The sequence below is a fragment of the Priestia sp. 179-F W1.4 NHS genome, assembly GCF_045369295.1.
Taxonomy (GTDB): Bacteria; Bacillota; Bacilli; order Bacillales; family Bacillaceae_H; genus Priestia; species Priestia zanthoxyli.
This window is the reverse complement of record NZ_JBIQFF010000001.1, coordinates 635,519-662,044: the sequence shown is the minus strand read 5'-3', so window position 1 is coordinate 662,044 and position 26,526 is coordinate 635,519. Positions and strand designations below refer to the sequence as shown.

Genomic DNA, 26,526 nt, shown 5'->3' with positions numbered 1-26,526 from the left:
ATTATTTATCCTTTGTAGAACGATACATTTTAAAAGTGCCAGAGAACACTTGCTCTTGCCCTACATAGCTGTTTACCTCAACGGTGGTTCGCACTTCACTAGTTGACAGAACTTTCGCTTTTGCTATCACTCGTTCATGAAGCTTAACAGGGCGATGATAACGGATCGACGCATCTGCTGTGAGCGCTAGTTCGTTGTTAATAACAGCGACAGCTAACGAATTAGCTTGCGCAAAAAGGTGGTGACCACGAGCAATTTGATTACGCTGAAACACATGCTCTGTTTTCACATCAAAAATAGATATCGCTGATTGATCTAGTTCAATGTCGATAACTTCTCCAATTACTTCTTCAATCGGAAGCGAACGCACTTCCTCGTCTAGTTGTTTTGAAGCTACATGCTTAATACGTTCTCGCAGTTCAGGAATCGACAACTCTAGGCGGTCTAATCGAATTGTTTGAACGCTCACTGAAAAACGGTCTGCTAGTTCTTCATCCGTAATAAATGGGTTTTCTTCAATTGTCGTTTTTAATAGCTGCTGTCTTTCTTTTTTACTGCGCTTCATTGTCCACCATCCGAACTTTTAATACTAGGTACTAATAGCAGTATATAATCATTGCCTTCTAATTGCAACATTTTTCACATGCTGTATTCTGTGCATCACACTATGGATATTCATGACTATTAACAGCCGCTAAAAGTATCTACATACATGAAACCGACGTTCACCCTGCCAATGAAAAAATCCGAACGAGTTGGATTCTTCATCAAGAATCTCGATTCATCGTTCGGATTTCCCTTCAACTAAACTACTTTCAGCCTCTTTTACTAATCAAATTTTTCTCCAGTTAATACGCCCGTTGCTTCTAATTGTATTCTCAGCAGCGCAAACTGCTCTTCTGTCCAAAAACTGTCGGAATTTACAAGCTTAGCAGCATCTTCTCGAGCTACTTCAAGCGCACGGTAATCGTGCACCATATCTGCTACTTTAAACTCAGGCATCCCGCTTTGTTTTCTACCAAAGAAATCACCAGGCCCACGAAGCTCTAAGTCTCTTTCTGATAATACAAATCCATCGTTTGTTTCCGTCATAATGGTCATTCGTTCTTTTCCAACTTCTGATTTCGGATCCGCGAGTAGAATACAATATGACTGTGCATCTCCTCGTCCTACGCGTCCTCTTAGCTGATGAAGCTGAGATAACCCAAAGCGCTCTGCATCATAAATGACCATTACGGTTGCATTCGGAACGTTCACTCCTACTTCTACAACCGTTGTTGATACTAAAATCTGCACGTCATTTACGCTAAACTGTTTCATCACTTCTTCTTTTTCATCAGGTGACAATCTTCCGTGCATGAGACCAACGCTTGCTTTTCCATTAAAATAGTGAGTGAGTGTTGCATGCACATCAATTGCATTTTGAACATCCAGCTTGTCCGATTCTTCAATCAACGGACAAATAACATAAGCTTGTCTGCCATCGTGTATTTCTTTTTCAACGAAATGTAAAATACGTTCAAGCATATCATGTTTTACCCAGTACGTTTCAATAGCCTTACGTCCTGCTGGCATTTCATCGATAATGGACACATCCATTTCTCCAAACACCGTAATAGCAAGGGTTCTTGGAATAGGAGTCGCCGTCATAAACAGTACATCCGGACTTTCTCCTTTTTCACGTAAAACCCGGCGCTGTCCAACTCCAAAGCGGTGCTGTTCATCCGTAATGACGAGCCCTAAACTATTATATATAACTTCGTCTTGAATTAAGGCATGTGTACCTACTAATACATGAACATCTCCGTCTCTCACTCGCTGAAGCAGCTCTCTTCTTGCTTTTCCTTTAACAGACCCTGTTAGCAAGCCTACGCTGATGCCTACCTTTTCAAGCATCGCAGTTAATGACTCTGCATGCTGTTCAGCTAAAATTTCAGTCGGTACCATTAAAGCACCTTGATGTCCCGCTAAAACAGTGGCGTATAAAGCAACCGCTGCTACGACTGTTTTACCTGACCCTACATCACCTTGCAGCAAGCGATTCATGCGATAAGGCGATTTCATATCGTGCGTAATTTCGTTTACTACACGTTTTTGAGCGCTTGTTAACGGAAACGGCAGCAAGTTCGTGAAGTTTACCAGCTCAGTTGAATCAAATGCTTGCTTCATTCCAGGCGTTTCTTCTCTTTCGCGCTTTCTCAGCGCCTGCATTTTTAATTGAAAAAGTAGAAATTCTTCATAGACAAACCGACGTCTCGCTTGTTTTAAATCTTCATGATCACGAGGTAAGTGAATACTTCTAACCGCTTCTTCACGCGTTACTAGTTTGTACCTAGAACGAATAGAGGCCGGGAGCATATCCTGAATGCTGCTCCCATAATTCTTCAACGCAAGAGAGACGAACTTCCGCATTCCTTTGACCGTTAAGCTGCCTTTAACTGAGTAAACAGGCTCAATCGTTTGATTTTTAACAAACGGAGAAAATTGAAGCTCCTGCAAGTTAATCGTTTGCCGATGCTGATCCCATTTCCCTGTAACCGTAACAGTTTGATCGATTTCTAACTTTGATTTATAGTAAGGGCGATTAAAACAAGTAACCGTAATCAAATAGCGGTTTACTAGCAGCCGAAACGTAAGGCGCGAACGTTTTTTGCCGTAATACGTAAGCGAGGGGACGCTGTGAACCTTTCCTTCTACGGTGACCTTTTCGTCGTGCTTTGCTTCAGCCAAATCTTTTAACTCATAATCTTCATAGCGGTATGGGAAATGTTCTAACAAGTCATGCACACTGTGAATATGCATATCCTCTAATGCTTGTGCTGTTTCATCTCCAATACCTTTAATGGTTTTAATTGAAATAGTTGTTAGTTCATTCACTTTTATTTAATGCAATACCAAAGATCTTCGCTTCAAGCTCGCGACCTGTTGGTGTTGCCGCTAAGCCTCCTTGTGCAGTTTCTCGTAATGCAACCGGCATTGTTTGACCAATTTTATACATAGCATCAATGACTTCATCACATGGAATACGACTTGTAATGCCTGCTAAGGCCATATCTGCTGCAATCATTGCATTCGCCGCTCCCATTGCGTTTCGTTTCACACATGGAACTTCTACTAGCCCCGCTACTGGGTCACATACTAATCCTAGCATATTTTTGAGAGTAATTGCCATTGCTTCAGCTGCCTGACTAGGTGTACCTCCTGCCATTTCAACGATCGCTGCAGCTGCCATACCTGAAGCTGAACCAACTTCTGCTTGACATCCGCCTGCTGCTCCTGAAATAGACGCATTATTGGCTACAACAAACCCAAAAGCACCTGATGTAAATAAAAATTCAATCATTTCTTTACGAGTGGGATTTAGCTTATGTTGCACTGCAAACAGCGTTCCTGGCACTACCCCTGCAGATCCAGCAGTAGGCGTTGCACAGATTGTACCCATTGCCGCATTTACTTCGTTTGTCGCTACAGCTTTGCTAACTGCATCTAAAATTAAATTTCCAGATAAAGATTTTCCGCTTTGAATATAGTTTTGAAGCAGCACTGCATCCCCGCCTGTTAAACCTGTAACAGACTGTACCCCTTTTAAACCGCGTTCAACCGCTTCTTCCATAACCGTTAAGTTCCGGTCCATTTTTTCCATGATTTCTTCACGAGTAACTCCCGTGATATCTATTTCCTGTTGAATCATAATCTCTGCAATTTTTACATTTTGACTTTCTGCTAATTCTACTAGTTCTGCTACATTTCGAAACATAGTAACCTCCGCTATTATTCTGTCTTATTTTCACTTTAGAACCATATATAATTATTCGATTTATTCTCCCAGGCCTTTCCTATTCAACCATTCTTGTTACTTGAATAATGTGAGGCAATGTTTTTAACTCTTCAATTACATCATCTTCAATATTCGTATCCATTTCAATTGCCATAAGCGCTACTTCGCCGCGCTCTTTGCGAGATACTTCCATATGTCCGATATTAATTGAATGTTTCATCAAAATATTTGTAACGGTCGCAATGGCACCAAATCGATCATTATGCACAACGAGAATAGCTGGATTCATGCCTGATAAATTTAATTCAAATCCGTTAAGCTCCGTAATTTGAATTTTTCCTCCACCAATTGAAATTCCAACAACTTCAATTTCCTTTAATCCGTCGCTCATTTTGATGCGAGCAGTATTCGGATGGTCGGTGATTGCCGCTTCCTCAACAAATGTGACGTCAATTCCTTCTTTTTTAGCCAAGTCCAAAGACTCCGGAATACGCTGATCAAATGTATCAAAATCTAAAATACCGCCAATCAACGCTACGTCTGTTCCGTGCCCTTTATACGTTTGAGCAAAAGAACCGTACAATGAAACCACAACTTTTGTGGGCTGCTTACCAAAGAGTGTTCGGGCAACGCGTCCAATACGCGCTGCACCAGCCGTATGTGAACTAGATGGTCCAATCATTACCGGACCAATAATATCAAAGACAGATTTATATTTCATAAGGATTTTCCCCCTGCTATTTAGACATTGTTATTACTTATATGTTACTTGAGCTTTTGACTTTTTGGAAGCTTTGTTTCACGCTCTTAAAAAATTTAAAAATTCTCATTTTTATTAGAGATTCACGCACAAAAAAAGCGGTGTATTTATCCATAAAAATAGGATAAGCACACCGCTTTTTTTGCTATGTTATGCAGGAAAAGATGAATTACTTACGCTGCTTCTTGCTCTGAAGCTACATCGTCTACTGTTTTAATTTTAAAGTTTTTAAAAACAACTGAACCTATAAACCCAGCTAATGCTCCCGCTAGTGCACAAAGTACTGCACAAATTGTGACCTTCATAGGGTCATTAAACCCAAACATCACTGCAAGTCCTGCGATTGGCGTTGCCGTGCCTGCAGCATCATTTACTAATCCGAACAGAGCCACAACTACACCCGCTAGTGCCCCTCCAACAAAGTTGGTAATGTAAATAGGAATTGGATTGGCTGAAATAATATTCGCTTGTGTTAAAGGTTCAACTGCAACTGAAATGGTTGTACGACGATCCCCAATTTTTAATCGATCAAACAGCACATAGTTCATGAAAGAAGAACCAAACACAGCAAGAGCTCCAATCGCCATAGGCAATCCCGTTAACCCTAGCATAGCCGTTAAAGCCATTGAGCTAAGCGGAGCCGTTGCTACTACTGTAATAACTCCCCCTAAAATAATTCCCATCAAAATAGGGCTAGCACTTGTTGTATCTTTAATAATTCCTCCAATATTTAAAAGCGTCGCATCTACAATAGGTGAGAATGCATTACCAATTAATCTTGTTAAAGGTGCTGCAATTAAGATATTGCCTAATAAGTCTAGACCAGCAGGTGCCTTTTTCTCAATAAATTTCACTACAAATGCCATGAGGTATCCCGCAAAAAATCCAGGGAGCAAGCCTAGTCCTGAACACACCACGCCCATCATAAGAGCATATACAGGAGATACTCCTAACGCCAAAGCAACTAGTGCAGCTGCTGCAACTCCTCCCATTCCTCCTGCAGCCTTTCCAACTTCACCTAAGAATGAAATACCTAGTAAATCTCCTCCTACATATGACTGAAAGGCCTCTACGAGAAACGCAGCCACCGCTCCGCTTGCCAGAGCCCCCATCGCTTTCATGCCATAAGGTGCCTTGTTGCTAAACAACCAAAATAAAAATAAAACTAATAACAATAAACCTGTTCCTTTTAAAATATCCACTGTTGCCTCTCCTCTCATGCTGTTTTCTTTCACATTTGACTCAATCAGTTTTCAAAACTACCATACAAACGGGTTCTTTTCAACTAATATACCTAATATACCGAACGATTACAACATGTAAAAATAAAATAGTTCGTATTTAACTTAAAAAACACAAAAAAGAAGCGCCCCTTGAGAGGAGTGCTTCTTTTTTTGTTATTCAATTGCAAAAATGTAAGAATATAAAGGTTGATCTCCTTTATGAAGCTCTACCTCAACTTCTTCAAACGTTTCTTCTACAAACGATGTTAGCGCTTCAGCTTCATCGTCTGAGACATCCTCTCCTTGAAGAATCGTAAGGATTTCCGCTTCGTCATCAATCATATAAGTCAATAGCTTTTTCGCTGCTTCTAATTTCTCTGAATCTTTTACGACGATTTTCTTTTCGGCAATACCCATAAAATCGCCTTTAGCTAATTCAAGACCATCAATATTTGTATCGCGAACTGCATACGTTACTTGCCCTGTTTTTACGTGCTGCAGAGCTTCTGTCATTGCTTCCTCGTTTTCTTTTAAGCTTTGCTGAGGATTAAATGATAGCAGCGCTGTCATTCCTTGAGGAACCGTTTTAGACGGGACAACCGAAACGTGACTGCCCGCAACAGCAGCCGCTTGGTTAGCAGCCATTACAATATTTCCGTTATTAGGTAAAATAAGTACCTGTTCTGCATTTGTTTCTTCAATCGCTTTGACAATATCCTCCGTACTTGGATTCATTGTTTGTCCGCCTTCAATGACAACCGTTGCCCCAAGGCTCTTGAACAATTCAGCAATTCCTTTTCCCATTGATACAGTAACAATGCCAAAGGGCTGTTTTTCAGCCTTTTTTACTGCAGGCTTTTCTTCATCTGAAACAATGCTGCTATGCTGTTCTCTCATGTTTTCAATCTTCATTTTAATTAAACTTCCATATTGCTGCCCGTAGTTTAACACTTCTCCAGGATGCTCGGCGTGAATATGAACTTTCACAATTTCATCATCAGATACTACAAGCAACGAGTCGCCCCATTTACTTAAATCTTGGCGAAACGTTTCTTCAGAAAATGTTTTAGCTGCGGGCTTATCCTCTTCCAGCCTTACCATAAATTCTGTACAATAGCCAAATTCAATATCTTCTGTATTCATATGGCTTTGCGCATGCTTATGATGCTCAGCATTTACAAGTTCATTCATCGAAGGAGCTGACATGGGTACACCCGGAAGTTTTTCACCTTTTAATTCAGCTAAAAACCCTTCATAAATTAAAACAAGCCCTTGACCTCCGCTATCCACTACGCCTACTTCTTTTAACACGGGTAAAAGATCTGGCGTGCGATTTAACGAAGCATTAGCTTCCTTAAGTACTTCTTCCATGAACAGAATCATATCAGATTGCTTTTTAGCAACAGCCGCTGCTTTTTTAGCAGTATCCTTAGCTACTGTTAAAATGGTTCCTTCGATTGGTTTCATAACAGCTTTATAAGCAGTTTCTACACCAAGCTCAAGAGCTTCAGCAAACTCAACTGTTGTAATCGCTGACTTTTGCTCAACCGATTTCGCAAAACCGCGGAATATTTGAGATAAAATAACTCCTGAATTACCGCGCGCGCCCATCAATAAGCCCTTAGACAAAGCTTGACTCACTTGACCGATGTGATCAGATAGTTTATTTTTCACTTCTTTAGCACCAGACGTAATCGATAAGTTCATATTTGTTCCAGTATCACCATCTGGTACAGGAAAAACGTTCAGCGCATCCACGTAATCTGCATTGTTAGATAGATGCTGGGCTCCTTGAAGCACCATTTCTCTAAACCGCTTTCCGTCCAACGTTGTCATTGACACGAATCTTCCTCCTTAATTAAACGTTCGTTACACGAACACCCTGCACATAAATATTTACTGAATCAACCGTTAGACCAACCGTTTGTTCCAGCGTGTATTTTACTTTTGTTTGCACATTATGAGCAATTTCAGAAATTTTTGTTCCATAGCTTACGATAATGTACATGTCGATATGTACGTCATCCTCTTCTTGTCTTACCACAATACCTCGTGTAAAGTTTTCTTTGCGAAGAATTTCTGTAAGACCATCTTTAAGCTGATTTTTTGAAGCCATTCCGACAATCCCGTAACAATCAACAGCTGCTCCTCCAGCAATTGTTGCAATTACATCTGTAGAAATATCAATTTGACCATACTTCGTTTTCATTTCGATGGACATACTCGTTCCCCTTTCTACTTTCATAGGTTATAAATATTCTACTATAATCAATCTCGTTTTAAAAGAGGCGTCCAGCTTGTCCCTTTTAAAGATGAGAGTATTGGGTATCAACTTGTCTTAAAATAAGTAATTGCCCAAGTTATACCTATTCCTACTCTCTATATTATTGAACATAGATTCATTTTATATGTCAAGGAAAATTTCTTGAAAGCTTTTCTCCAGAACTATTGCATTCTCTTTAAGGCTGTGATAAATTAATATAGTATTTCTCAAAACAGAATTGAGTAGTTTTTTTGGTGTTAGGAGGGAAAATCATGGCACGCAAATGTGTAGTAACTGGTAGAAAAGCTCGTTCAGGTAACGCACGTTCTCACGCAATGAACGCTACTAAGCGTAAATGGGGTGCTAACGTTCAAAAAGTACGTATCTTAGTGAACGGTAAACCAAAACGTGTGTACGTTTCAGCTAGAGCCCTTAAGTCTGGTAAAGTTCAACGCGTTTAATCTTTATAATGAAAAAGCACCATATTTTATGGTGCTTCTTTTATTATTCCGGCGTTGTTAATCTTTTTTAAACGAATTAAGCATGACCTTTACGATCCCACCTAAAAACTTTGGAAGTTTGATTGTATAGAATTTCATACTGTCCCTCCTAACCGTCTCCACACTTTATCTCCTTTTAAAGAAAGCCCTATGTCCTGCTCTCATTTTCCATACTTCATCACAAGCAACGTTTATCATTGCTTCTTACCATCATTAATATGCCTTTTGTAAATGAAAAAGTACCTCTTTGTTGAATAAGTTCATTGCTAATACATAAAGTTGAGCCGAGTTCTACTTCATGCTTATTGAGAGGATATTTGAAACCTTCTAGCGTAAGCTCTTTTACACCGCCTGCAAAAGGAACGAATGAAATATAGTGAAACTCCTTTAAACGATCAACATGATAAGTGCCTGGTTCAAACAATTGAATGATATTTTGATTGTCAATCATTTGTACATTCGCTTTCTTTTTTAAGCCTTTGTACAGGAGCTGAATGCTTCCAAACATGTGGTCAAGTCTTCCACCTGTTGCTCCAAAGATACAAATACTGTCCGGTTTTTGCTCTATTGCCCACTCAAAAGCAAGTTCCAAATCAGTTGCATCTTTTTCCGCAGGATACAATTCAACATCTTGTAATGCTTCTCTCACTCGCTTAAGCTGCGCATTTGTAATGGAATCAAAATCTCCGAATGCTTTCACGGGCAAAATGTCTTGTTGAAGAAGCAGGAATACGCCCCGGTCTACTCCTACCCACTTTACATCATTTGATTGGTGCAGGAGTGGCATATGTTCATCCGGTCCCCCTGCTAGAATATGAATTTTCATTATGTATATGCTCCTTTTCTATTAAAAAATGAACGAAATAAATATGTTTTCTTTATCCTAAAAGAAAAAGCTGCTGTGTACAAGTTCTACCCGTTGTACACAGCAGCTTTTATTACTTACGCTTGAACAGTTGTGCGAATTTGGCTGATTGCGCCAGCTCGATCTTCTTGATTATAAATAGCTGAGCCAGCCACTAAGACATTTGCTCCTGCTTCTACACATTTTCTTGCTGTTTCTTCATTAATTCCTCCATCAACCTCTACTTCAATAGAAAGGTGACGGATTTCAATAAGCTGAGAGATTTGCTCGATTTTCGGCAGTACACTTGGAATGAAGTTTTGTCCTCCAAAGCCTGGGTTCACCGTCATTAATAAAATAAGATCGATATCTTCTAAGATATGCTTTACCACGTCAATTGGCGTTGCAGGATTTAAAGCAACGCCTGCTTTCATGCCGTGCTCTTTGATTAATTGAATGGTGCGGTGCAAATGAGTACACGCTTCAGCATGTACCGTTAAAATATCAGCACCCGCCTTTGCAAACATTGGAACGTATTGATCTGGGTTTTCAATCATTAAATGCACATCTAATGGCAGTGTTGTGACAGGGCGTACAGCCTCAACGATAAGCGGTCCAATTGTAATATTAGGAACAAAATGGCCATCCATGACGTCTATATGGATGTAGTCTGCTCCACCTGCTTCAACTTCACGAATTTCTTCAGCAAGCTTTGAAAAATTGGCAGATAAAATGGAAGGTGCGATTTTTGTCATTTTTAATACCTCGGCTTTCTTTGCTTAATTTCCTCAATAAATTGCAAGTAATGTTCGTAGCGATAACTCGGAATTTCTTTTTGTTCGTATGCTTCTTTCACCGCACATTTTGGTTCTTTCACATGCAAACAACCTCGAAATTTACACTGTTCACTCAAACGCGACATTTCAGGAAAACAATCGGTCAACTCTTCTACTTCTAACGTTAAAAATTCCAGTGAGCTAAAGCCTGGCGTATCAGCTACTAAACCTTCACCAAACGAAATCAGTTCTACATGACGTGTTGTATGCTTTCCTCTTCCAAGTGACATTGAAATATCATTTGTCTTTAACTCAAGCTCTGGTTTAAGCGTATTTAGCAGTGAAGATTTACCTACACCTGACTGTCCAGCAATAACCGTTACGCGATCTTCAAATAACGGCTGAATTCGTTCCATGCCTTTTTCTGTGACTGTCGACGTTAAAATGACCTCATATCCTATTTTACGATATTCTTCGGCATATTGCTCGATTTCTTGCTTTTGCTGCTGTGATAAAAGATCTACTTTTGAAATACAAATAATAGGTTCAATATGATTAGACTCCACTAACACTAAAAATCGGTCAAGAAGCATTGTACTAAAATCAGGTTCAATCGCTGAAAAAACAAGCAGCGCCTGATCAACATTTGAAATTGGGGGACGAACTAATTCATTTTTACGTTCTTTAATTTCAAGTATATATCCTTCAAGCTTATTTTCCGCCTGAAATACTACATTGTCACCGACTAAAGGCGTTACCTTCTTTTTACGAAAAACACCTCGTCCTCGACATTGCGTTACTTGTCCGTCATGAAGAACATAATAAAATCCGCTAAGGGATTTAATAATTCTTCCTTCTGGCATAACCTCACTCCTATCACTCTGGATATTCAACGTCTTTTTCTTCAATAACTTCCCCGTCTCGGACAATTTTATAAGACGCTTTTTCATTTTCATCAACTAAAACATCGAATGATTCTTTTGTTGTTTCAGTAATCGTTAGTTCTTTAGCAGGAACCGACATATCGTTATCTGCATCTTCGATATAAATTTGTACTTTTTGCGGCTTTGGCTTTTCCTCTTCTGTTTCAGTGGCATCGCTTGTTTCCGTTGCGTCGCCTTGTTCCGTGCTTGCTTCGGTGTCAGCCTCTTCTTTATACGGAATGGTAACATCCACTGACACCGTTTGAGGAGCTTTTGGCTCTTTGCCCATTGAGACCGTAATGGTGAGCTTATCACCTTGCTCAATACTCTGCTCTGCTGCAGGCTTTTGAGACATCACAAGACCTTTTTCAACAGTGTCGGAATACGCTGTTTTTACGTCCACTTCAATATTTTCATCTGATGCATAATCTTTTACGCTTTTTTCCGTCCAGCCCGAGAAATCCTTTAATGCAATCTTCGGCGGACCTTTACTTACCCATAGAGTAACCGTTGTATCTTCCGGCACGACTTGTTCGGTTTCTTTAGGCGTCTGATCTGTAATATTGCCTTTTGGTTCTGTGCTTTCAACTTCGATGGATTGGATATCTTTATAATTCTGCTTTTCTAACAGACTTTTTACTTCCGTAAAGCTTCTTCCAATGTACCGGTTAAATGCTTCTTTTTTCTTTCCTGTACTTCGATAAATAATGACGTTAGAGCCTTCTTTGATCACGTCTCCCGCTTCTGGCATCGTTTTAACCACGTCGCCTTCTTCCACCTTATTATCAGATATATCTTTAGGATTCTTCACTTTAAAGCCTAAAGAAACTAAATCGGTTACAGCTGATTCATAATCTTGATTATGTAAATCAGGAACCTTTACGTCTTTTGGCAGTAATAAAGCCGGAATGAATGTAACGGCGGCTACGCTAGCAGCTGCCAGCAGCAAAAAAATTAAAACAAGCGTTACAATCAGCTTGCTTTTGCCTTTTTTCTTTTTCTTCTTTTTTTTCTTCGGCTTTACTTCTTCTTCTTCTTGTTCTTCGCGCTCTAAGTGAGGTGGTTTTCTCACAGGTACGTGCGTTTCTTCGGATTCAACAAAATCCTCCTTAATAACGGGAATGGCTTTTGTCACTTCTTCATCATCAGGCACCGTAAATCTTTGTTCATTATAACGATTTGGATGAACAGCAGACTGTAAATCCGCTTCGAGTTCTTCGACGGAACTGTATCGGTAAAATGGATCTTTAGTTGTTGCTTTTAATACAACATTCTCCACGCTTTGAGGGATAGATGGATTCCACCTTTTTGGAGAAGGTGTTTCTGTCTGTAAATGTTTTAATGCAATTGACACAGCCGATTCCCCAGAAAAAGGGACTCGACCCGTTAGCAATTCAAATAGGACGATGCCAAGCGAATAAATATCAGAACGCTTATTCGCAAGCCCTCCCCTTGCCTGTTCAGGAGATAAATAATGAACAGATCCCAAAACAGAATTAGTATGCGTAATGGTTGTAGAACTTAGTGCTACGGCAATGCCGAAGTCAGTAACTTTAATGGTATCATCATGATCAATTAAAATATTTTGAGGCTTAATATCCCGGTGAATAATTCCGTACTGATGAGCATGGGCAATAGCTGATGTAATCTGCGTCATAATATGTATGGCTTTATCAAGAGATAATGGTGATTCTTGCAGAATGTATTGCTTTAATGTCATACCCGGTACATATTCCATGATGATATAGTAAATATCTTCTTCTTCTCCAACATCATAAATGCTGACAATATTAGGATGAGCAATACTCGTAGCAGATTGAGCTTCTCGATGGAAACGCTTTATAAACGCATCGTCACTTGCAAAGTCTAAACGAAGCACTTTAATTGCCACATCACGATCCAAAATCATGTCGCGACCTAAATAGACGTTTGCCATTCCGCCTCCACCAATTACTTGCAATACCTTATAACGGTCGTTTAGCCGTCTACCTATTAGCAACACTCTCACCCACTTTCAGATGTAAAGTCCACAATTGCAAGTGTAATATTGTCTTCTCCACCAAGCTCATTTGCTAATTGAATCAGGCTCGTACCCTTTTCGTGAAGTGATGAACTTGTTGATAACGTTTCGTTCAGCTTTTGTTCCGTTACCTTATTTGTCAGTCCATCTGAACATAATAATAATCGATCTTCTTTTTCCACTTCAATTGTTTTTACATCTAAACTAACATTTTCTTCGGTACCTAGTGCTCGCAATAAGATATTTTTTCGCGGATGATGTTCAGCATCTTCTTTTGTGATTTGACCATTTTTTACGAGTTCATTCACAAGAGAATGATCTTCTGTTACTTGTTGAAATCCATATTCATTGGAAATATAGCACCTGCTGTCTCCTATATTACCAATCGCACAAAACGTATCGGCGCATAAAGCAAGTACAACTGTCGTACCCATGCCTTTACACTCTTCATGCTCCTGAGCATACCGATAAATATCTTGATTAATTTGCGAAACATGCGTACGAATCCACTGCGTCGCCTCATCAGGAGACGTTACTTTGTTCGCTTCTTCCCACGCTATTTGCAATTTTTGAACCGCCATCTCACTGGCGATGTCGCCAGCTCGATGACCTCCCATACCATCAGCCACAATTGCAAGCAGCTGATTATGTTGGTTCAAAAATACCCCTCCGTTATCTTCATTGTGTTGTCTAACTCTCCCTCGGTCTGTCATGAAGACAGTTGCCATACAATCACCTCGTCTCTTCTTTACGCTCCTTCGCACGTAATTGGCCACAAGCTGCATCGATGTCATGACCTTGCTCACGTCGAATAGTCACGTTAACGCCACGCTTTTTAAGCGTACGTTCAAATGCAAAAATCTGTTCACGCGGTGTACGAACATAATCACGCTCAGGCACATAGTTTACCGGAATCAAGTTCACGTGACATTTAACGTCTTTAATCAAATCCGCTAATTCCTCCGCATGCTCTACTTGATCGTTTACTCCTCCGAATAGACCATACTCAAAGCTAATACGTCTTCCCGTTTTATCCGTATAATATTTAATGGCTTCCATTAAATCAGGAAGTTTATACGCGCGGTTAATCGGCATTAAGCGTGAGCGGATGTCATTGTTTGGAGCGTGAAGTGAAATCGCAAAATTGATTTGCATTTTTTCATCAGCAAATTTATAGATTTTTGGAATGATTCCACTTGTCGATACTGTGATATGACGTGCACCAATATTTAATCCATCATCACTGTTAATTGTTTTTAAGAAGCGCATCATTTCATCATAGTTATCAAATGGCTCCCCAATACCCATAATTACGACAGAGCTCACGCGTTCTCCTTGTTCATCTAGCGCTTTTTGTACTTTTACTACTTGCGCTACGATTTCTCCAGCTTCTAAGTTACGCTTTAAACCTCCAAGAGTAGACGCACAGAACGTACAGCCGATGCGACAGCCAACTTGAGTTGTTACGCAGACAGAATTTCCGTATTCATGACGCATAAGCACCGTTTCAATCGTATAACCGTCATGGAGTTCGAATAAAAACTTCATCGTGCCGTCTCCAGACGTTTGCTGAACAACTGTTTTTAATGTCGTTAATGCAAATTTGTCTTTTAATTGTTCACGTAATCCTTTAGATAAGTTTGACATATCGTCAAAGTCCGTTACGCGTTTAACATATAACCAGTCAAAAATTTGTTTAGCACGGAACTTCTTATCACCATGTTCCACTAACCAATTTTCTAGGTCGTGCATTTCTAATGAATAAATAGATGGTTTTTGCGTTTTTTCTTCTGCTTTTGCTTTTCTTTTAGCTACTTCTTCCATTTTTACACCTTCTTCTGTAAACATGCAATATAAAATCCATCGCTTTGTGCATCTGGCAACAATTGAATTTCACCATGTTTTACGTTTTGTTTAAGTCTTTGCGGCATGCGTGCAGCAAGCGTTTCGTCTTTTTGAAAATCAGCATGATCTGCTAAAAATGCTGCTACAACATCCCCATTTTCATCCCGATCAATTGTACATGTACTATATACGAGGGTCCCACCTTTTTTTAATAAAGGCGCAACCGCATTTAAAATATCTTGTTGAATACGCGCCAGCTGCTTTACATCCTGCTCAGTTTTTGTATATTTCAAATCAGGTTTACGTCTCATCACACCAAAACCTGAGCACGGGGCATCTACTAAAATGCGGTCAAACATTTCTTTATCAAACTGTTCACCGGCTTTGCGGCTGTCTTGAACCGTTGGCTCAATATTGGTAAGATGCAGACGCTCTGCCTGCTGGGCAATCAGCTTTACTTTATGGTCATGAATGTCCAAGGAAATAACTCTACCACTGTTTTTAAGCTGCTCTGCAATATGAGTTGATTTTCCTCCCGGTGCAGCACAGCTATCTAAAATCAGCTCTTCTGCTTCTGCACCTAGTGCATGAGCTACTAACATAGAGCTTTCATCTTGAACGGTAAACATTCCTTCACGAAATGCTTGTGTATGAGCTGCATTTCCTTTTTGAACTTCTAGCGCTTCTTCTACAAAATGGCCTGGTTCTACAACAATACCTTCTTTTTCTAGCGCTTCTTTTACTTCATTTTGCGTAAAGCGTGCACTGTTTACTCGGATTGTTTGTTTAGGGGCCATTAAATTAGCTAAACAGATTCCGCGTGTTTTGTCCAATCCATATTGTTCCACCCAGCGTTTTACAAGCCATACTGGATGACTCGTTTCAATTGCCAAGCGTTCCACAGGATTTTGTATTTCTTCTAAAGAAGGCGTGCCGCTGCGCTGAATATTTCGTAAAACGCCGTTTACCATTGAGGCAATTCCTTTGTGACCACGTTTTTTAGCAATTTCTACTGCTTCATGAAGGATTGCCCGGTCAGGTACTCGGTCTAAATACATCATCTGATAAAGAGATAAACGAAGCAGCACTCGCACCCAAGGCTGAATTTTTTTGGGATTTTTCAAGAAAGGGGCTAACCCGTAATCTAACGTATCGCGTCTTTGAATCGTTCCATACACGATTTCCGTTAACAGCCCTGCATCTTTCCCTTGAATACCACGTTTTTGTATACTGTTATTTAACAATAGATTGCTGAATGCCTGATTTTTTTCAATAGCTAGTAAAATATCTAAAGCTATGTCTCGAACGTTGTACTTACTCATTGACATCCCCTAATACTGTTCCGACTTCAACAGATGTACCTCGTAAATACTGCGCTGCATCCATACGTTTTTTTCCAGCCGGCTGAAGTTCCGTCACTTTAATAGCTGTTTCATTTCCAGTTGCTACTACAAATCCGTCCTCTTCAAGTGATAAAACGGTACCCGGTTTGCTTGATGCGGATACTTTCTCTCCCCACCAAATTTTCATGACTTGACCGTCTGCTGTTGTATAAGCAACGGGCCAAGGATGAAGTCCGCGGATATGATTATAAATTTCTTCTCCTGTACGGGCCCAATCAATTTTCTCTTGTTCACGCTTAATATTAGAAGCAAATGTCGCTTCGCCATCGTTTTGTTTAACCGGCGTAATTTCACCTTTCACAAGAGAAGGAATGGTTTCTGAAAGCAATTTTGCACCAGCAGCGCTGAGTTTATCGTGAAGTGTGCCCACGTGATCACGTTCTTCAATCGGAACTTCTACCTGTGTTAAGATATCACCTGCATCTAATTTTTCTACCATATACATAATTGTAACACCAGTTTTCGGCTTACCTTGTAGAATTGAATAGTGAATCGGCGCGCCTCCGCGCAGTTCAGGTAACAGAGAAGCATGTACGTTAATACAGCCGTATTTAGGCGCTTCTAAAATAGGAGTTGGTAAAATTTGACCAAAAGCCGCTGTTACAATTAGGTCAGGCTCATACGCTAACACTTGCTGATATTCTTCTTCTAAACGAATCTTTTCTGGCTGCAGTACAGGTATTTCATGTTTTAACGCCTCAACTTTTACAGGAGGAGGTGTTAATACGCGCTTGCGTCCTTTTGGTCGGTCCGGCTGTGTAACCACTGCGACCACTTCATATCCATCTTTAAGTAATGTTTGTAAAACCGGCACTGAAAAATCCGGCGTTCCCATAAATACGACTTTCATCGTGTAAAACCTACCCTTCTAGTTCATCCTCTTCGTAATACTTTGTTACTTTTTCCGTGAACAATACACCGTGTAAGTGATCAATTTCATGTTGAATGGCTCGTGCTAAAAAACCTTTTGCTTCTATAAAATAAGGTTTTCCTTTACGATTTTGCGCACGTACTTTCACATAATCAGCTCGAGCCACGTCACCAAAAAGGCCCGGAAAACTTAGGCAGCCTTCTGGACCGATTTGTTCGCCTCGTTGCTCAATAATTACCGGATTAATTAACTCAATTTTACCGTGTCGATCGTCCACGTCTACCACTGCCACTTGCTGCAGAACTCCTACTTGAGGAGCAGCTAGACCCACACCGTCTGCTTCAAGCATTAAATCATACATGCCGTTTAGTAATTTCGCTAATTTATTATCAAAGTTTTTAACGACTTCACACTCTTGTTCAAGTACTTCATTAGGATGGTAAACAAGCTTAAGCTTAGCCAAATAGGCACCTCCTTTATTCTTTCTATTTATATCCAAAAAGCTTCTTCTTTAACGCCATCAAGACGACTAGTTACATCATCGAGTATGGATTCAAATCAATTGTAATCGTTAAATTTTCCTTCTGCATTTCCGCTTGATAACGTTCTAATATATATTTCAACAGCGGAATCAGGCTTGGTTCCAGCTTGTATTTTAACATGCATTGATAGCGATATCTATCTTTTATCTTAGCAATGGGAGATGCGACTGGCCCTAAGATCGTTGTTTGCGGCGAAAGTTTCTGACCCAGATACTGCGAAATTTTGTCTGTAACAGACACCACTTTTGCAATATTTTCATGAGATACGGTGACAAGCGCCAAGTAAAAGAAAGGCGGATATTTATGCATTTTACGAATTTCCATCTCCTGCTTATAAAACGCATCGTAATCATGCTGACTCGCAAGTTGAATGCTGTAGTGCTCAGGCGTGTACGTTTGAATCACTACTTCTCCTGGAAGCTTGTGGCGTCCTGCTCTTCCGCTTACTTGTGTTAAAAGCTGAAACGTTTTTTCAGATGCACGAAAGTCAGGTAAATTCAGCATCGTATCTGCTGTTAAAACGCCTACAAGCGTGACGTTTGGAAAGTCTAGCCCTTTGGCAATCATCTGCGTCCCTAGTAAAATTTGCGCTTCTCCACTTGCAAACTTGTTCAGGAGCTTTTCATGCGCGCCTTTTCGGCTTGTCGTATCAACATCCATTCGCACGACTCTAGCCTCAGGCAGCACTTTTGTTAATTCTTCTTCCACTTTTTGTGTACCAGATCCAAAAAAGCGGATATGTTCGCTGTGGCATTCCGGGCACTCAGTGTGCACATGTTCTTCGTGTCCGCAGTAATGGCATTTTAATTTATTTTGATAGCGGTGATACGTTAGTGAAATTTCACAGTGCTCACATGTCGGAACGTAACCGCAGTCCCTGCACATAACAAAAGAAGAATGGCCTCTTTTATTTAAAAATAAAACGATTTGCTCTCCTTTTCCCAAACGGTTTTTCATCTTTTCAAACAGCATAGTTGAAAACATAGAGCGATTGCCGCTGCGAAGTTCCTCTCTCATATCAACAATATCCACCGACGGCATCGATGACTTATTCATTCTTTGCTTTAACGTCAGTAGCTTATATACACCTTTTTGCGCTCTTGCAAAGGACTCAAGCGTTGGTGTTGCACTTCCTAAAATGACTGGACACTGATGATGCTGCCCTCGGTAAATGGCTACATCTTTTGCATGATAACGGGGGTTTTCTTCTTGTTTATAACTCGTCTCATGTTCTTCATCGATAATAAGAAGGCCTAAATTTTCAAATGGAGCAAATACAGCAGAGCGGGCCCCTACCACAACGGATACTTCTTTTCGCTGAATTTTTCGCCATTCATCGTATTTTTCTCCAGTAGACAAGCCGCTATGAAGCACAGCAACTTTTGAGCCGAACCGCTCTTTAAACCGCTTGACCATCTGAGGGGTAAGGGAAATCTCCGGAACAAGCATAATCGCTTCTTTTCCTTTTTTCAGCACTTGATCAATTGATTGGAGATACACTTCTGTTTTTCCGCTTCCCGTTACTCCATACATTAAAAACACATCGTGAAGATTTTCTTCGATGTCCCGCAGAATCGGTGCGATTGCCTCAGCTTGTTCATCGGTCAATTGAAATGGCTTTGACGGTGTAAAGTATCGATCTTGATAAGGATCACGGTATATTTCAATTTCCGTTTCCGCTAAGAGTCCTTTGTTAATCAGCGCTTTTATAGGAGCGGAGGTAATCTGCAAATCTTCCGCTATTTCTTTTATGGCTACTTCTTCATTTCGCTCGAGCATAAAAGACAGCACTTGCTTTTGCTTTTCTGCCTGCTTATTTAACTCGTTCATAAACTGTTGAATGTCTTCAAGGCTTCGATTCAGTTTTACGCCTTTTGCCGTTTTTTTGTTTCCTTTGTTTTTCACCACGTAGACGACTTCAATTAGACCTTTTTGAATATCACGGTGAAAAGCAGTAGCAGCGGCTGTTTTTTCCACTTCACTCCACTTCAGCGAGGATCTTGACTGAAAAAACGGCTTGACTTGCTCATGAAGCTGTTCGTATGCCTCTTTTGAAAGGAGTGACAGTTCTTTATCATATTTTGCTTTCATCGCCGCAGGCAGCATGACTTGAAAAGCCGATATCATAAAACAAAGCGTTTTTTCTGTTAGCCAGTGCCCAATCTCTAACAGTTCGGGAGTCAGAACCGGCGTTAAATCAAGCAAGTCAGCGATTGGTTTAACACGCTTAACTTCAGCCTCTTCTTTAAGAGCCACCACAAACCCTTGAACTTTTCTTGGACCAAACGGAACGACAACTCGCATACCCGGAACAATAATTCCTTTCCATTTGTCAGGAATGGCGTAGTCAAAAGCTCGATCTGTTTGTTTAGCAGCCACGTCCACAATTACACTAGCTACACTCATTTTCTCAGCCCTTCTAACATTTCCTTCACTTCTTTTAACACCTCGGTAGCTACATCGTGTTTTGAAAGAATGGGAAGTTCTTTAGACTCTCCGCTTCGCTTATAGAGCGTCACAATATTTGTGTCCGTCCCAAAACCTGCTCCCTCTGTCGTTACGTTATTGGCTACAATCATATCCAAGTTTTTAGATAAAAGTTTCTTTTGTGCATATTCATCCACTTGTTCTGTTTCTGCTGCAAAGCCGACTAAAAGCTGGTGTTCTTTTTGCTCTCCAAGCGTGCGTAAAATATCTGTTGTTCTCTCTAGCTCTAATACTGCTGCACCAGGCTGCTTTTTCATCTTTTGATCAAACACATGCTTTGGTCGGTAATCTGCCACTGCGGCTGATTTGATAACAACATCTGCTTCATGATAGCGCTGCATAACAGCTTCAAGCATCTGCTGCGCACTTTCAATTTGAACAACCTGCACTCCTTTTGGATACTCTAAATTCGTCGGTCCCGTTACAAGTGTTACCGATGCACCTAACTTAGCAGCTTGTTCTGCAAGAGCATAGCCCATTTTCCCGGTAGAACGATTGGTGAAAAATCGGACGGGATCAATGCGTTCTACCGTAGGTCCTGCTGTAACCAATACATTCACACCTTCAAGGATCTTTTGTGTATCTGATGCTTGTGAGAAATAAGATCCGATTAGTGAAACAATTGTTTCTGGCTCTTCAAGACGGCCTTTTCCTACATAACCGCATGCCAAATACCCTTCTCCAGGCTCTACAAAAGAGTAACCAAATGATGAAAGAGTGCTCATATTTTTTTTAACAGCTGGATGATCGTACATATGAACATTCATTGCAGGTGCAATCCACACAGGTGCAGTAGCAGCGAGCAGCGTTGTGGAAATCATATCATCTGCAAGACCATTTGCTATTTTCCCTATCATATTTGCCGTAGCAGGAGCTACTAAAATTAAATCAGGCCAATCTGCTAAATCAATATGTGCAATCACAGATGGATCTTTTTCATCAAACGTATCTGTATAAACTGGGTTTCGAGACAGAGCTTGAAACGTAAGCGGCGTTACGAACTCGCATGCCGAAGCAGTCATCATTACTTTAACTTCCGCTCCTGCTTGTACTAATTTACTTGTTAAAGCTGCGGCTTTATATACGGCGATCCCGCCGCTAACACATAATAAAATTCGTTTTCCCTTCATCATTATGCCCCCATCTATTTATCCCGCTCAACCAGCATCCGCTTGTTTACTCGGGTAACTATCTAAAGCTTTTCAATTTAATTATTATACCATTTTTGTAATGAGACATTCACTATCCTGCTTGAATACAAACAAAAGCATCAAAAAAATAACAACCTATAAAGTAGGTTGTTATTTTTTCACTTACTGATGTTTAGAATCTTCTTCTGCTACACCTTGCTTATAGCTTAATTGTTCAGCATTAATTTCTTCTAAAGCACAGCCTACAAATTTATAAGAAACCGGCTTTTCAATCGGCGTATCATTGTGAAGCTGTAATTGACGTGCACGTTTTGCAGCTACTGTCACAAGCGTGTACTTAGAATCTAATTTTTCCATTAGGGAATCAATTGATGGATAAAGCATGTTTATTCTACCTCCAGCATTCTTTTATAGCGCGCAGAAATACGATCACGACGGCAGTGTTCAGCCGTTACGATAGCACGGATGCGAGCACAAGCATTTTCTACTTTGTCATTTTCTACAACATAATCGTAGGCGTCCATAAGTTCAATTTCTTCTTTTGCCACGCGCATACGGTTATTGATTAAATCTTCTGTTTCAGTACCGCGGTTTACGATACGACTTTTAAGCTCTGACAAACTCGGCGGTGCCAAGAAGATGAACAAACCTTCTGGAAACGCTTCTTTCACTTGAAGAGCACCTTGCACTTCAATTTCTAGAAATACGTCTTTGCCTTCAGATAACGTTTGTTCTACATAATCAACCGGGGTACCGTAGTAGTTACCTACGTATTCAGCCCACTCTAATAATTTCTTATTTTCAATCATGCGCTCAAACTCTTCGCGTGGTTTGAAGAAATAGTCAACACCGTCTACTTCACCTTCGCGGGGCTTTCTTGTTGTTGCAGAGATAGAATACTGCAATTTAATGTCTTCTTGCTCAAACAATGCTTTTCGTACCGTTCCTTTTCCAACACCTGATGGTCCGGAAAGAACAATTAATAAACCTCTTTCAATCATCGGTTCAAGTGACCTACCCTTCTAATAATTCTTCTTTGTTTATAAGTCGCTGTGACACAGTTTCTGGCTGTACAGGAGCTAAAATAACATGATCGCTATCCATAACAATAACAGATCGTGTTTTACGTCCTTGCGTTGCATCTATTAAAGAGCCTCGATCTTTTGCATCTTGAATAATGCGTTTGATTGGAGCTGATTCAGGATGAACGACAGAGATTATACGATTAGAAGAAATAAAATTTCCAAATCCAACGTTCACTAATTTACCGCTCATAAGAAGCCTCCCGCTATACCAATATAATCTTTATCTTACACGAAGGCTATTCAATATTTTGAACCTGCTCTTTTATGCGTTCTAATTGTGCTTTCATACTAATAACATACTGAGCAATAGTACCATTATTTGCCTTCGCACCGATTGTATTCATTTCACGATTCAGCTCTTGAACAAGAAAATCCAGCTTGCGTCCTACTGAATCAGGTGTATTTAATGCTTGAATAAATTGTGAAACATGACTTTGAATTCTCGTAAGTTCTTCGCTAATATCTGCTTTTTCAGCAAAAATAGCTACTTCAGTCAGCACTCGCTGCTCATCGAAAGCACCTTCTAAATAATCGCTCAGCTTTCTTTTAATACGCTCGCGATATTGTTCAGCAACTTCAGGAGCAAGCTGTGTAATTTTTTCGCGAATGTCTTGAATATCCTGTAAGTACCCCATCAAATCGTGATACAGCTCTGATCCCTCTCGTTTCCGCATATCCACTAACTGATGCACAGCAGCGTCAACGGCTTCAAAGATTGCACCATGAATACTCGTCTGATCAGCTTCTTCTTCATAAGTTGTCATTACTTCAGGCATGTGTAAAATGTCTTGAATTTGAACAGATTGTGGCAGCCCATGCTTTTCTTGTACTTGCTGCAACGCATTCATGTATTCCTCAAGCAGCTGCCAATCCGTCTGCAGTTTCTTTTTTGCCATTTCTTCACCTGAAATAGTAACAAATACTTCTACTCTACCACGTTTTATGTATGTTTGAACGATTTTTTTTATTTTATCTTCAATTTCAATTAATTGTCTTGGCATACGAATAACAATTTCACAAAAACGATGATTAACAGACTTCATTTCCACTGTTACTGATCGATTTTCCACTTCCGCTTTTCCGCGGCCAAAACCAGTCATACTTTTTATCATTATCATCACATCCACTATGTACATCTTACATAAAAAGTATCATAAAAGAAAGTGTTAGCAAAAAAAAGAAATCTCTCTTCTTTATTCAACCTGTAAAGGCTGCCTTCATGAGTTTTCTCATTTAGGACAGCCTGTATTAAAGTATAGCACAATTTATGAAGCTTTTCTTGTTAAAAGTGAACCGGCAAGTAAAAAAGTTGGAAGGCTTGCAAGTCCTAAAATAACGAGCCATTCCCGCGGTGCAATGGCCATTGTATGGAAAATAGGCTGCAGCGGCGGATAGTAGATGGCCACCAGCATAAGGATAATAGATGAAATAACAGCCCCTACAAGATATAAGTTCTGAAATGGATTCCGATCAAAAATTGATTTTTCACTTCGGCAGTCAAATACGTGAATAAGCTGTGCCATGACAAGTGTGGCAAATGCAATCGTCTGAGCATACTGCAACCGATCTGGGTCATTGTCGTAAACAATCATAAACGCAGCAAGTGTAGCAGCTCCAATTAAAAATCCGCGGCTGACTACTTTCCATCCTAATCCTCTTGCAAAAATACCTTCGCGCGGATGCCTTGGATGGCGCTTCATCACGTTGTCCTCTGGCTGGTCTAAGCCAAGAGCCATCGCAGGCAAACCGTCTGTTACTAAGTTTACCCATAGTATCTGAATGGGCACTAGCGGAAGCGGAAGTGCTAAAATCATCGCAAAGAGCATAACTAAAATTTCTCCTACATTTGATGCAAGCAAGTAACGGATAAACTTCCGAATATTTTCATAGATATTTCGCCCTTCTTTGATCGCTGATTTAATAGTGGCAAAATTATCATCAAGCAAAACGAGTGAAGACGCTTCTTTTGCTACGTCTGTCCCGGTGATGCCCATTGCGATGCCTATGTCTGCTGCTTTAATAGCCGGTGCGTCATTTACGCCGTCGCCCGTCATCGCTACAATGTGATCTTTTGCTTGAAGAGCTTTAACAATTTTAAGCTTATGCTCAGGTGATACCCTTGCATATACATAAACATCATCTACTACTTCTTCTAGCTCTTCCTGCGTCATTTTGGATAAATCCGTTCCTTCCAAGACTTGACCGTTTTTCGGTAAAATTCCGAGCTGTTTTGCAATCGCCTGTGCTGTAATAACGTGGTCACCTGTAATCATAACGGTTTTGATGCCTGCGTCTCGGCATTCTTTGACCGCTTGCTTGACCTCTGGTCTTGGCGGATCAATCATTCCTTGAAGCCCGAGGAAAGTCAGGTCTTTTTCTGCTTCCTTCTCTGTATGAACGCTCTCATGTTCTCCTAACGGTCGATATGCAATAGCAATGGTTCGAAGCGCTTGGCTAGCTAACTGATCAATCGCTCCTTTTACTTCATTATGAACCGTTACCGACAGCGTTTGTTGTCTGCTTTCCCACAAAATATTTTTGCTGTTTATAAGCAGCACATCCGGAGCACCTTTTGTTATCACATAGCGTTTATGAGATGCGTCTTCAATGACTACACTCATCATTTTACGCGTTGAATCAAATGGAAACTCTTCAATAATCGTAAACTGCTTTTGAATATTTTCTTTTGTCAGCCCCGCTTTCATCGCGGCAACAAGCAAAGCCGCTTCAGTAGGATCCCCGTCGATAACATATTCTTTATCTTTTCTCGAGATGGACGTTTGATTGCAAAGCAGACCAAACACCAAAAGCTGCTGAAGCGGTTTTTCACTCCGTGTATCAACTTCTCTTTCCTCTCGTGAAAATACGCCCGTAGGTTCATACCCTGTCCCTGATACTCTCCACGTCATTCCTCCCGACCAGAGGTGGGTAACCGTCATTTTATTTTGCGTTAATGTGCCCGTTTTGTCTGAGCAAATGACTGACGCGCATCCTAGTGTCTCAACAGCAGGAAGTTTGCGAACAATGGATCTTTGCTTAATCATGCGCTGTACACCAAGAGATAGCGCCACGGTTACGATGGCAGGAAGACCTTCGGGTATGGCAGCAACAGCTAAGGAAACTCCCGCTAAGAACATACTGTATAAATCATGCCCTTGCAGCACACCAATCCCAACAACTAATACAGTAAGTGCAAGAGCTACAACAATTAAAATTTTGCCCAATTGCTCTAACTTCCGTTGAAGAGGAGTAATCATGGCTTCAGCATTTTGAAGTAAATCAGCAATTTGCCCCATTGCTGTTTTCATTCCAATCCCTACAACGATACCTGTTCCGCTTCCTCTGGTTACAAGGGTACCCATAAACGCCATATTGTCCTGATCTCCAAGCGGCACTTCATCTCCTGACAATGCTTTTATTTGCTTACCAACAGGCAAAGACTCTCCCGTAAGCGCTGATTCTTCAATTTCTAGACTTTTGGCTTCCATAATCCGAAGGTCAGCTCCAATACGGTCTCCGCTCGAAAACTTTACAACGTCTCCTACCACCAGCTCTTTAGATGGTAACTTAACCCATTTCCCTTCACGCATGGCTGCTACTTGAGGAGCCGAAAGCTCTTTTAATGCATGAAGAGATTTCTCTGCTTTTCTTTCTTGGAAGAACCCGAGAAACCCATTAATTACCACAATAGCAATGATAGCAATTGCATCGATGTATTCTCCTAAAAGCCCTGAAATAAGCGTGGCAGCTAGTAAAACCAGTACCATAAAATCTTTAAACTGCTCTAGAAACACAAGAATGGCTGGTTTTTTCTCTCCTTCAGTCAATTCATTAAACCCTTGTTGCTGCTGACGTGCTTTTACTTCTTTGTGTGTAAGACCATGCTGCCTGTCTGTTTTTGTTACTTCTACTATTGCTTTTTCACCTAATTCATACCATTTCATTGCATCTTTTCACACCCTTTTATTTGTAAATGCACCTATTAGATTGTTACAATCTTATATCGTATGCTTATTCAGACTCGTCCTAAAAAATGCTATACTTTTCTATAGGAC

The 26,526-nt window shown here is 40.4% G+C and carries 25 protein-coding genes; 1 reads left to right on the top strand and 24 read right to left on the bottom strand.

The window, feature by feature from the left end:
* Position 1: 1 nt before the first annotated feature.
* From fapR to ACH0CI_RS03360, 7 genes are all read right to left on the bottom strand, one after another.
* Positions 2–565, bottom strand: coding sequence for a transcription factor FapR (gene fapR / locus ACH0CI_RS03390; RefSeq protein WP_013058909.1), 564 nt, complete (start codon positions 563–565; stop codon positions 2–4).
* Positions 566–828: 263 nt separating this feature from the next.
* Positions 829–2,877 carry an ATP-dependent DNA helicase RecG gene (recG, locus tag ACH0CI_RS03385; protein WP_033579773.1) on the bottom strand — a complete coding sequence of 683 codons (2,049 nt, stop codon included), beginning with the start codon at positions 2,875–2,877 and terminating at the stop codon, positions 829–831.
* Positions 2,870–3,757: an L-serine ammonia-lyase, iron-sulfur-dependent, subunit alpha gene (sdaAA, locus tag ACH0CI_RS03380; RefSeq protein WP_013084817.1), complete on the bottom strand. Its 888-nt coding sequence runs from the start codon at positions 3,755–3,757 to the stop codon at positions 2,870–2,872. The genes recG and sdaAA overlap by 8 nt, the downstream gene beginning before the upstream one ends.
* Before the next feature lie 79 nt (positions 3,758–3,836).
* The gene (sdaAB, locus tag ACH0CI_RS03375; RefSeq protein WP_028411448.1) at positions 3,837–4,499 is read right to left on the bottom strand and encodes an L-serine ammonia-lyase, iron-sulfur-dependent subunit beta; all 663 of its coding nucleotides are present in this window, start codon (positions 4,497–4,499) and stop codon (positions 3,837–3,839) included.
* Between the two features lie 212 nt (positions 4,500–4,711).
* On the bottom strand, positions 4,712–5,740 hold the full coding sequence (locus ACH0CI_RS03370) for a PTS sugar transporter subunit IIC (RefSeq protein WP_016765419.1): 1,029 nt from the start codon (positions 5,738–5,740) through the stop codon (positions 4,712–4,714).
* A gap of 195 nt (positions 5,741–5,935) precedes the next feature.
* Positions 5,936–7,603 carry a DAK2 domain-containing protein gene (locus tag ACH0CI_RS03365; protein ID WP_335706609.1) on the bottom strand — a complete coding sequence of 556 codons (1,668 nt, stop codon included), beginning with the start codon at positions 7,601–7,603 and terminating at the stop codon, positions 5,936–5,938.
* A 16-nt stretch (positions 7,604–7,619) separates the two neighbouring features.
* A complete protein-coding gene (locus tag ACH0CI_RS03360; RefSeq protein ID WP_013058913.1) occupies positions 7,620–7,982 on the bottom strand; it encodes an Asp23/Gls24 family envelope stress response protein in 363 nt (120 codons plus the stop codon).
* Between the two features lie 314 nt (positions 7,983–8,296).
* Here ACH0CI_RS03360 and rpmB point away from each other — a divergent pair, with 314 nt between their 5' ends.
* Positions 8,297–8,485: a 50S ribosomal protein L28 gene (gene rpmB, locus ACH0CI_RS03355; protein ID WP_013058914.1), complete on the top strand. Its 189-nt coding sequence runs from the start codon at positions 8,297–8,299 to the stop codon at positions 8,483–8,485.
* 57 nt (positions 8,486–8,542) lie between these two features.
* On the opposite strand, the gene spoVM is transcribed toward rpmB, so the two are convergent.
* From spoVM to ACH0CI_RS03270, 17 genes are all read right to left on the bottom strand, one after another.
* Positions 8,543–8,623: a stage V sporulation protein SpoVM gene (spoVM, locus tag ACH0CI_RS03350; RefSeq protein ID WP_016765421.1), complete on the bottom strand. Its 81-nt coding sequence runs from the start codon at positions 8,621–8,623 to the stop codon at positions 8,543–8,545.
* Between the two features lie 79 nt (positions 8,624–8,702).
* Entirely contained in the window at positions 8,703–9,350 is a 648-nt protein-coding gene (locus ACH0CI_RS03345) for a thiamine diphosphokinase (RefSeq protein ID WP_028411450.1), read from the bottom strand.
* A gap of 116 nt (positions 9,351–9,466) precedes the next feature.
* Positions 9,467–10,123, bottom strand: a complete 657-nt coding sequence (gene rpe / locus ACH0CI_RS03340; RefSeq protein ID WP_013058916.1) for a ribulose-phosphate 3-epimerase — start codon at positions 10,121–10,123, stop codon at positions 9,467–9,469.
* A 2-nt stretch (positions 10,124–10,125) separates the two neighbouring features.
* Positions 10,126–11,007, bottom strand: a complete 882-nt coding sequence (gene rsgA, locus ACH0CI_RS03335; RefSeq protein ID WP_406900866.1) for a ribosome small subunit-dependent GTPase A — start codon at positions 11,005–11,007, stop codon at positions 10,126–10,128.
* Between the two features lie 13 nt (positions 11,008–11,020).
* Entirely contained in the window at positions 11,021–13,066 is a 2,046-nt protein-coding gene (gene pknB, locus ACH0CI_RS03330; RefSeq protein WP_406901370.1) for a Stk1 family PASTA domain-containing Ser/Thr kinase, read from the bottom strand.
* A 5-nt stretch (positions 13,067–13,071) separates the two neighbouring features.
* Entirely contained in the window at positions 13,072–13,815 is a 744-nt protein-coding gene (locus ACH0CI_RS03325; RefSeq protein WP_028411452.1) for a Stp1/IreP family PP2C-type Ser/Thr phosphatase, read from the bottom strand.
* Positions 13,816–13,819: 4 nt separating this feature from the next.
* Complete coding sequence (rlmN, locus tag ACH0CI_RS03320; RefSeq protein ID WP_028411453.1) at positions 13,820–14,911, bottom strand: dual-specificity RNA methyltransferase RlmN; 1,092 nt, start codon at positions 14,909–14,911, stop codon at positions 13,820–13,822.
* A 2-nt stretch (positions 14,912–14,913) separates the two neighbouring features.
* Positions 14,914–16,254 (bottom strand): 16S rRNA (cytosine(967)-C(5))-methyltransferase RsmB, encoded by a 1,341-nt coding sequence (gene rsmB, locus ACH0CI_RS03315; RefSeq protein ID WP_176343455.1) that lies wholly within the window; start codon positions 16,252–16,254, stop codon positions 14,914–14,916.
* A complete protein-coding gene (gene fmt, locus ACH0CI_RS03310) occupies positions 16,247–17,185 on the bottom strand; it encodes a methionyl-tRNA formyltransferase (protein ID WP_406900865.1) in 939 nt (312 codons plus the stop codon). Before fmt ends, rsmB begins: the two co-directional genes overlap by 8 nt.
* A 10-nt stretch (positions 17,186–17,195) precedes the next feature.
* Positions 17,196–17,669: a peptide deformylase gene (gene def / locus ACH0CI_RS03305; protein WP_013084828.1), complete on the bottom strand. Its 474-nt coding sequence runs from the start codon at positions 17,667–17,669 to the stop codon at positions 17,196–17,198.
* 70 nt (positions 17,670–17,739) lie between these two features.
* On the bottom strand, positions 17,740–20,154 hold the full coding sequence (gene priA, locus ACH0CI_RS03300; RefSeq protein WP_406900864.1) for a primosomal protein N': 2,415 nt from the start codon (positions 20,152–20,154) through the stop codon (positions 17,740–17,742).
* Positions 20,151–21,368, bottom strand: a complete 1,218-nt coding sequence (gene coaBC / locus ACH0CI_RS03295; RefSeq protein ID WP_406900863.1) for a bifunctional phosphopantothenoylcysteine decarboxylase/phosphopantothenate--cysteine ligase CoaBC — start codon at positions 21,366–21,368, stop codon at positions 20,151–20,153. Before coaBC ends, priA begins: the two co-directional genes overlap by 4 nt.
* A 180-nt stretch (positions 21,369–21,548) precedes the next feature.
* A complete protein-coding gene (rpoZ, locus tag ACH0CI_RS03290) occupies positions 21,549–21,770 on the bottom strand; it encodes a DNA-directed RNA polymerase subunit omega (RefSeq protein ID WP_013058926.1) in 222 nt (73 codons plus the stop codon).
* Between the two features lie 2 nt (positions 21,771–21,772).
* Entirely contained in the window at positions 21,773–22,387 is a 615-nt protein-coding gene (gene gmk, locus ACH0CI_RS03285) for a guanylate kinase (RefSeq protein ID WP_013058927.1), read from the bottom strand.
* Positions 22,388–22,400: 13 nt separating this feature from the next.
* The gene (locus ACH0CI_RS03280; RefSeq protein ID WP_013084831.1) at positions 22,401–22,661 is read right to left on the bottom strand and encodes a DUF370 domain-containing protein; all 261 of its coding nucleotides are present in this window, start codon (positions 22,659–22,661) and stop codon (positions 22,401–22,403) included.
* A 46-nt stretch (positions 22,662–22,707) separates the two neighbouring features.
* Entirely contained in the window at positions 22,708–23,583 is an 876-nt protein-coding gene (locus ACH0CI_RS03275) for a YicC/YloC family endoribonuclease (RefSeq protein WP_098433319.1), read from the bottom strand.
* Between the two features lie 153 nt (positions 23,584–23,736).
* A complete protein-coding gene (locus ACH0CI_RS03270; protein WP_406900862.1) occupies positions 23,737–26,415 on the bottom strand; it encodes a cation-translocating P-type ATPase in 2,679 nt (892 codons plus the stop codon).
* Positions 26,416–26,526 lie beyond the last annotated feature (111 nt).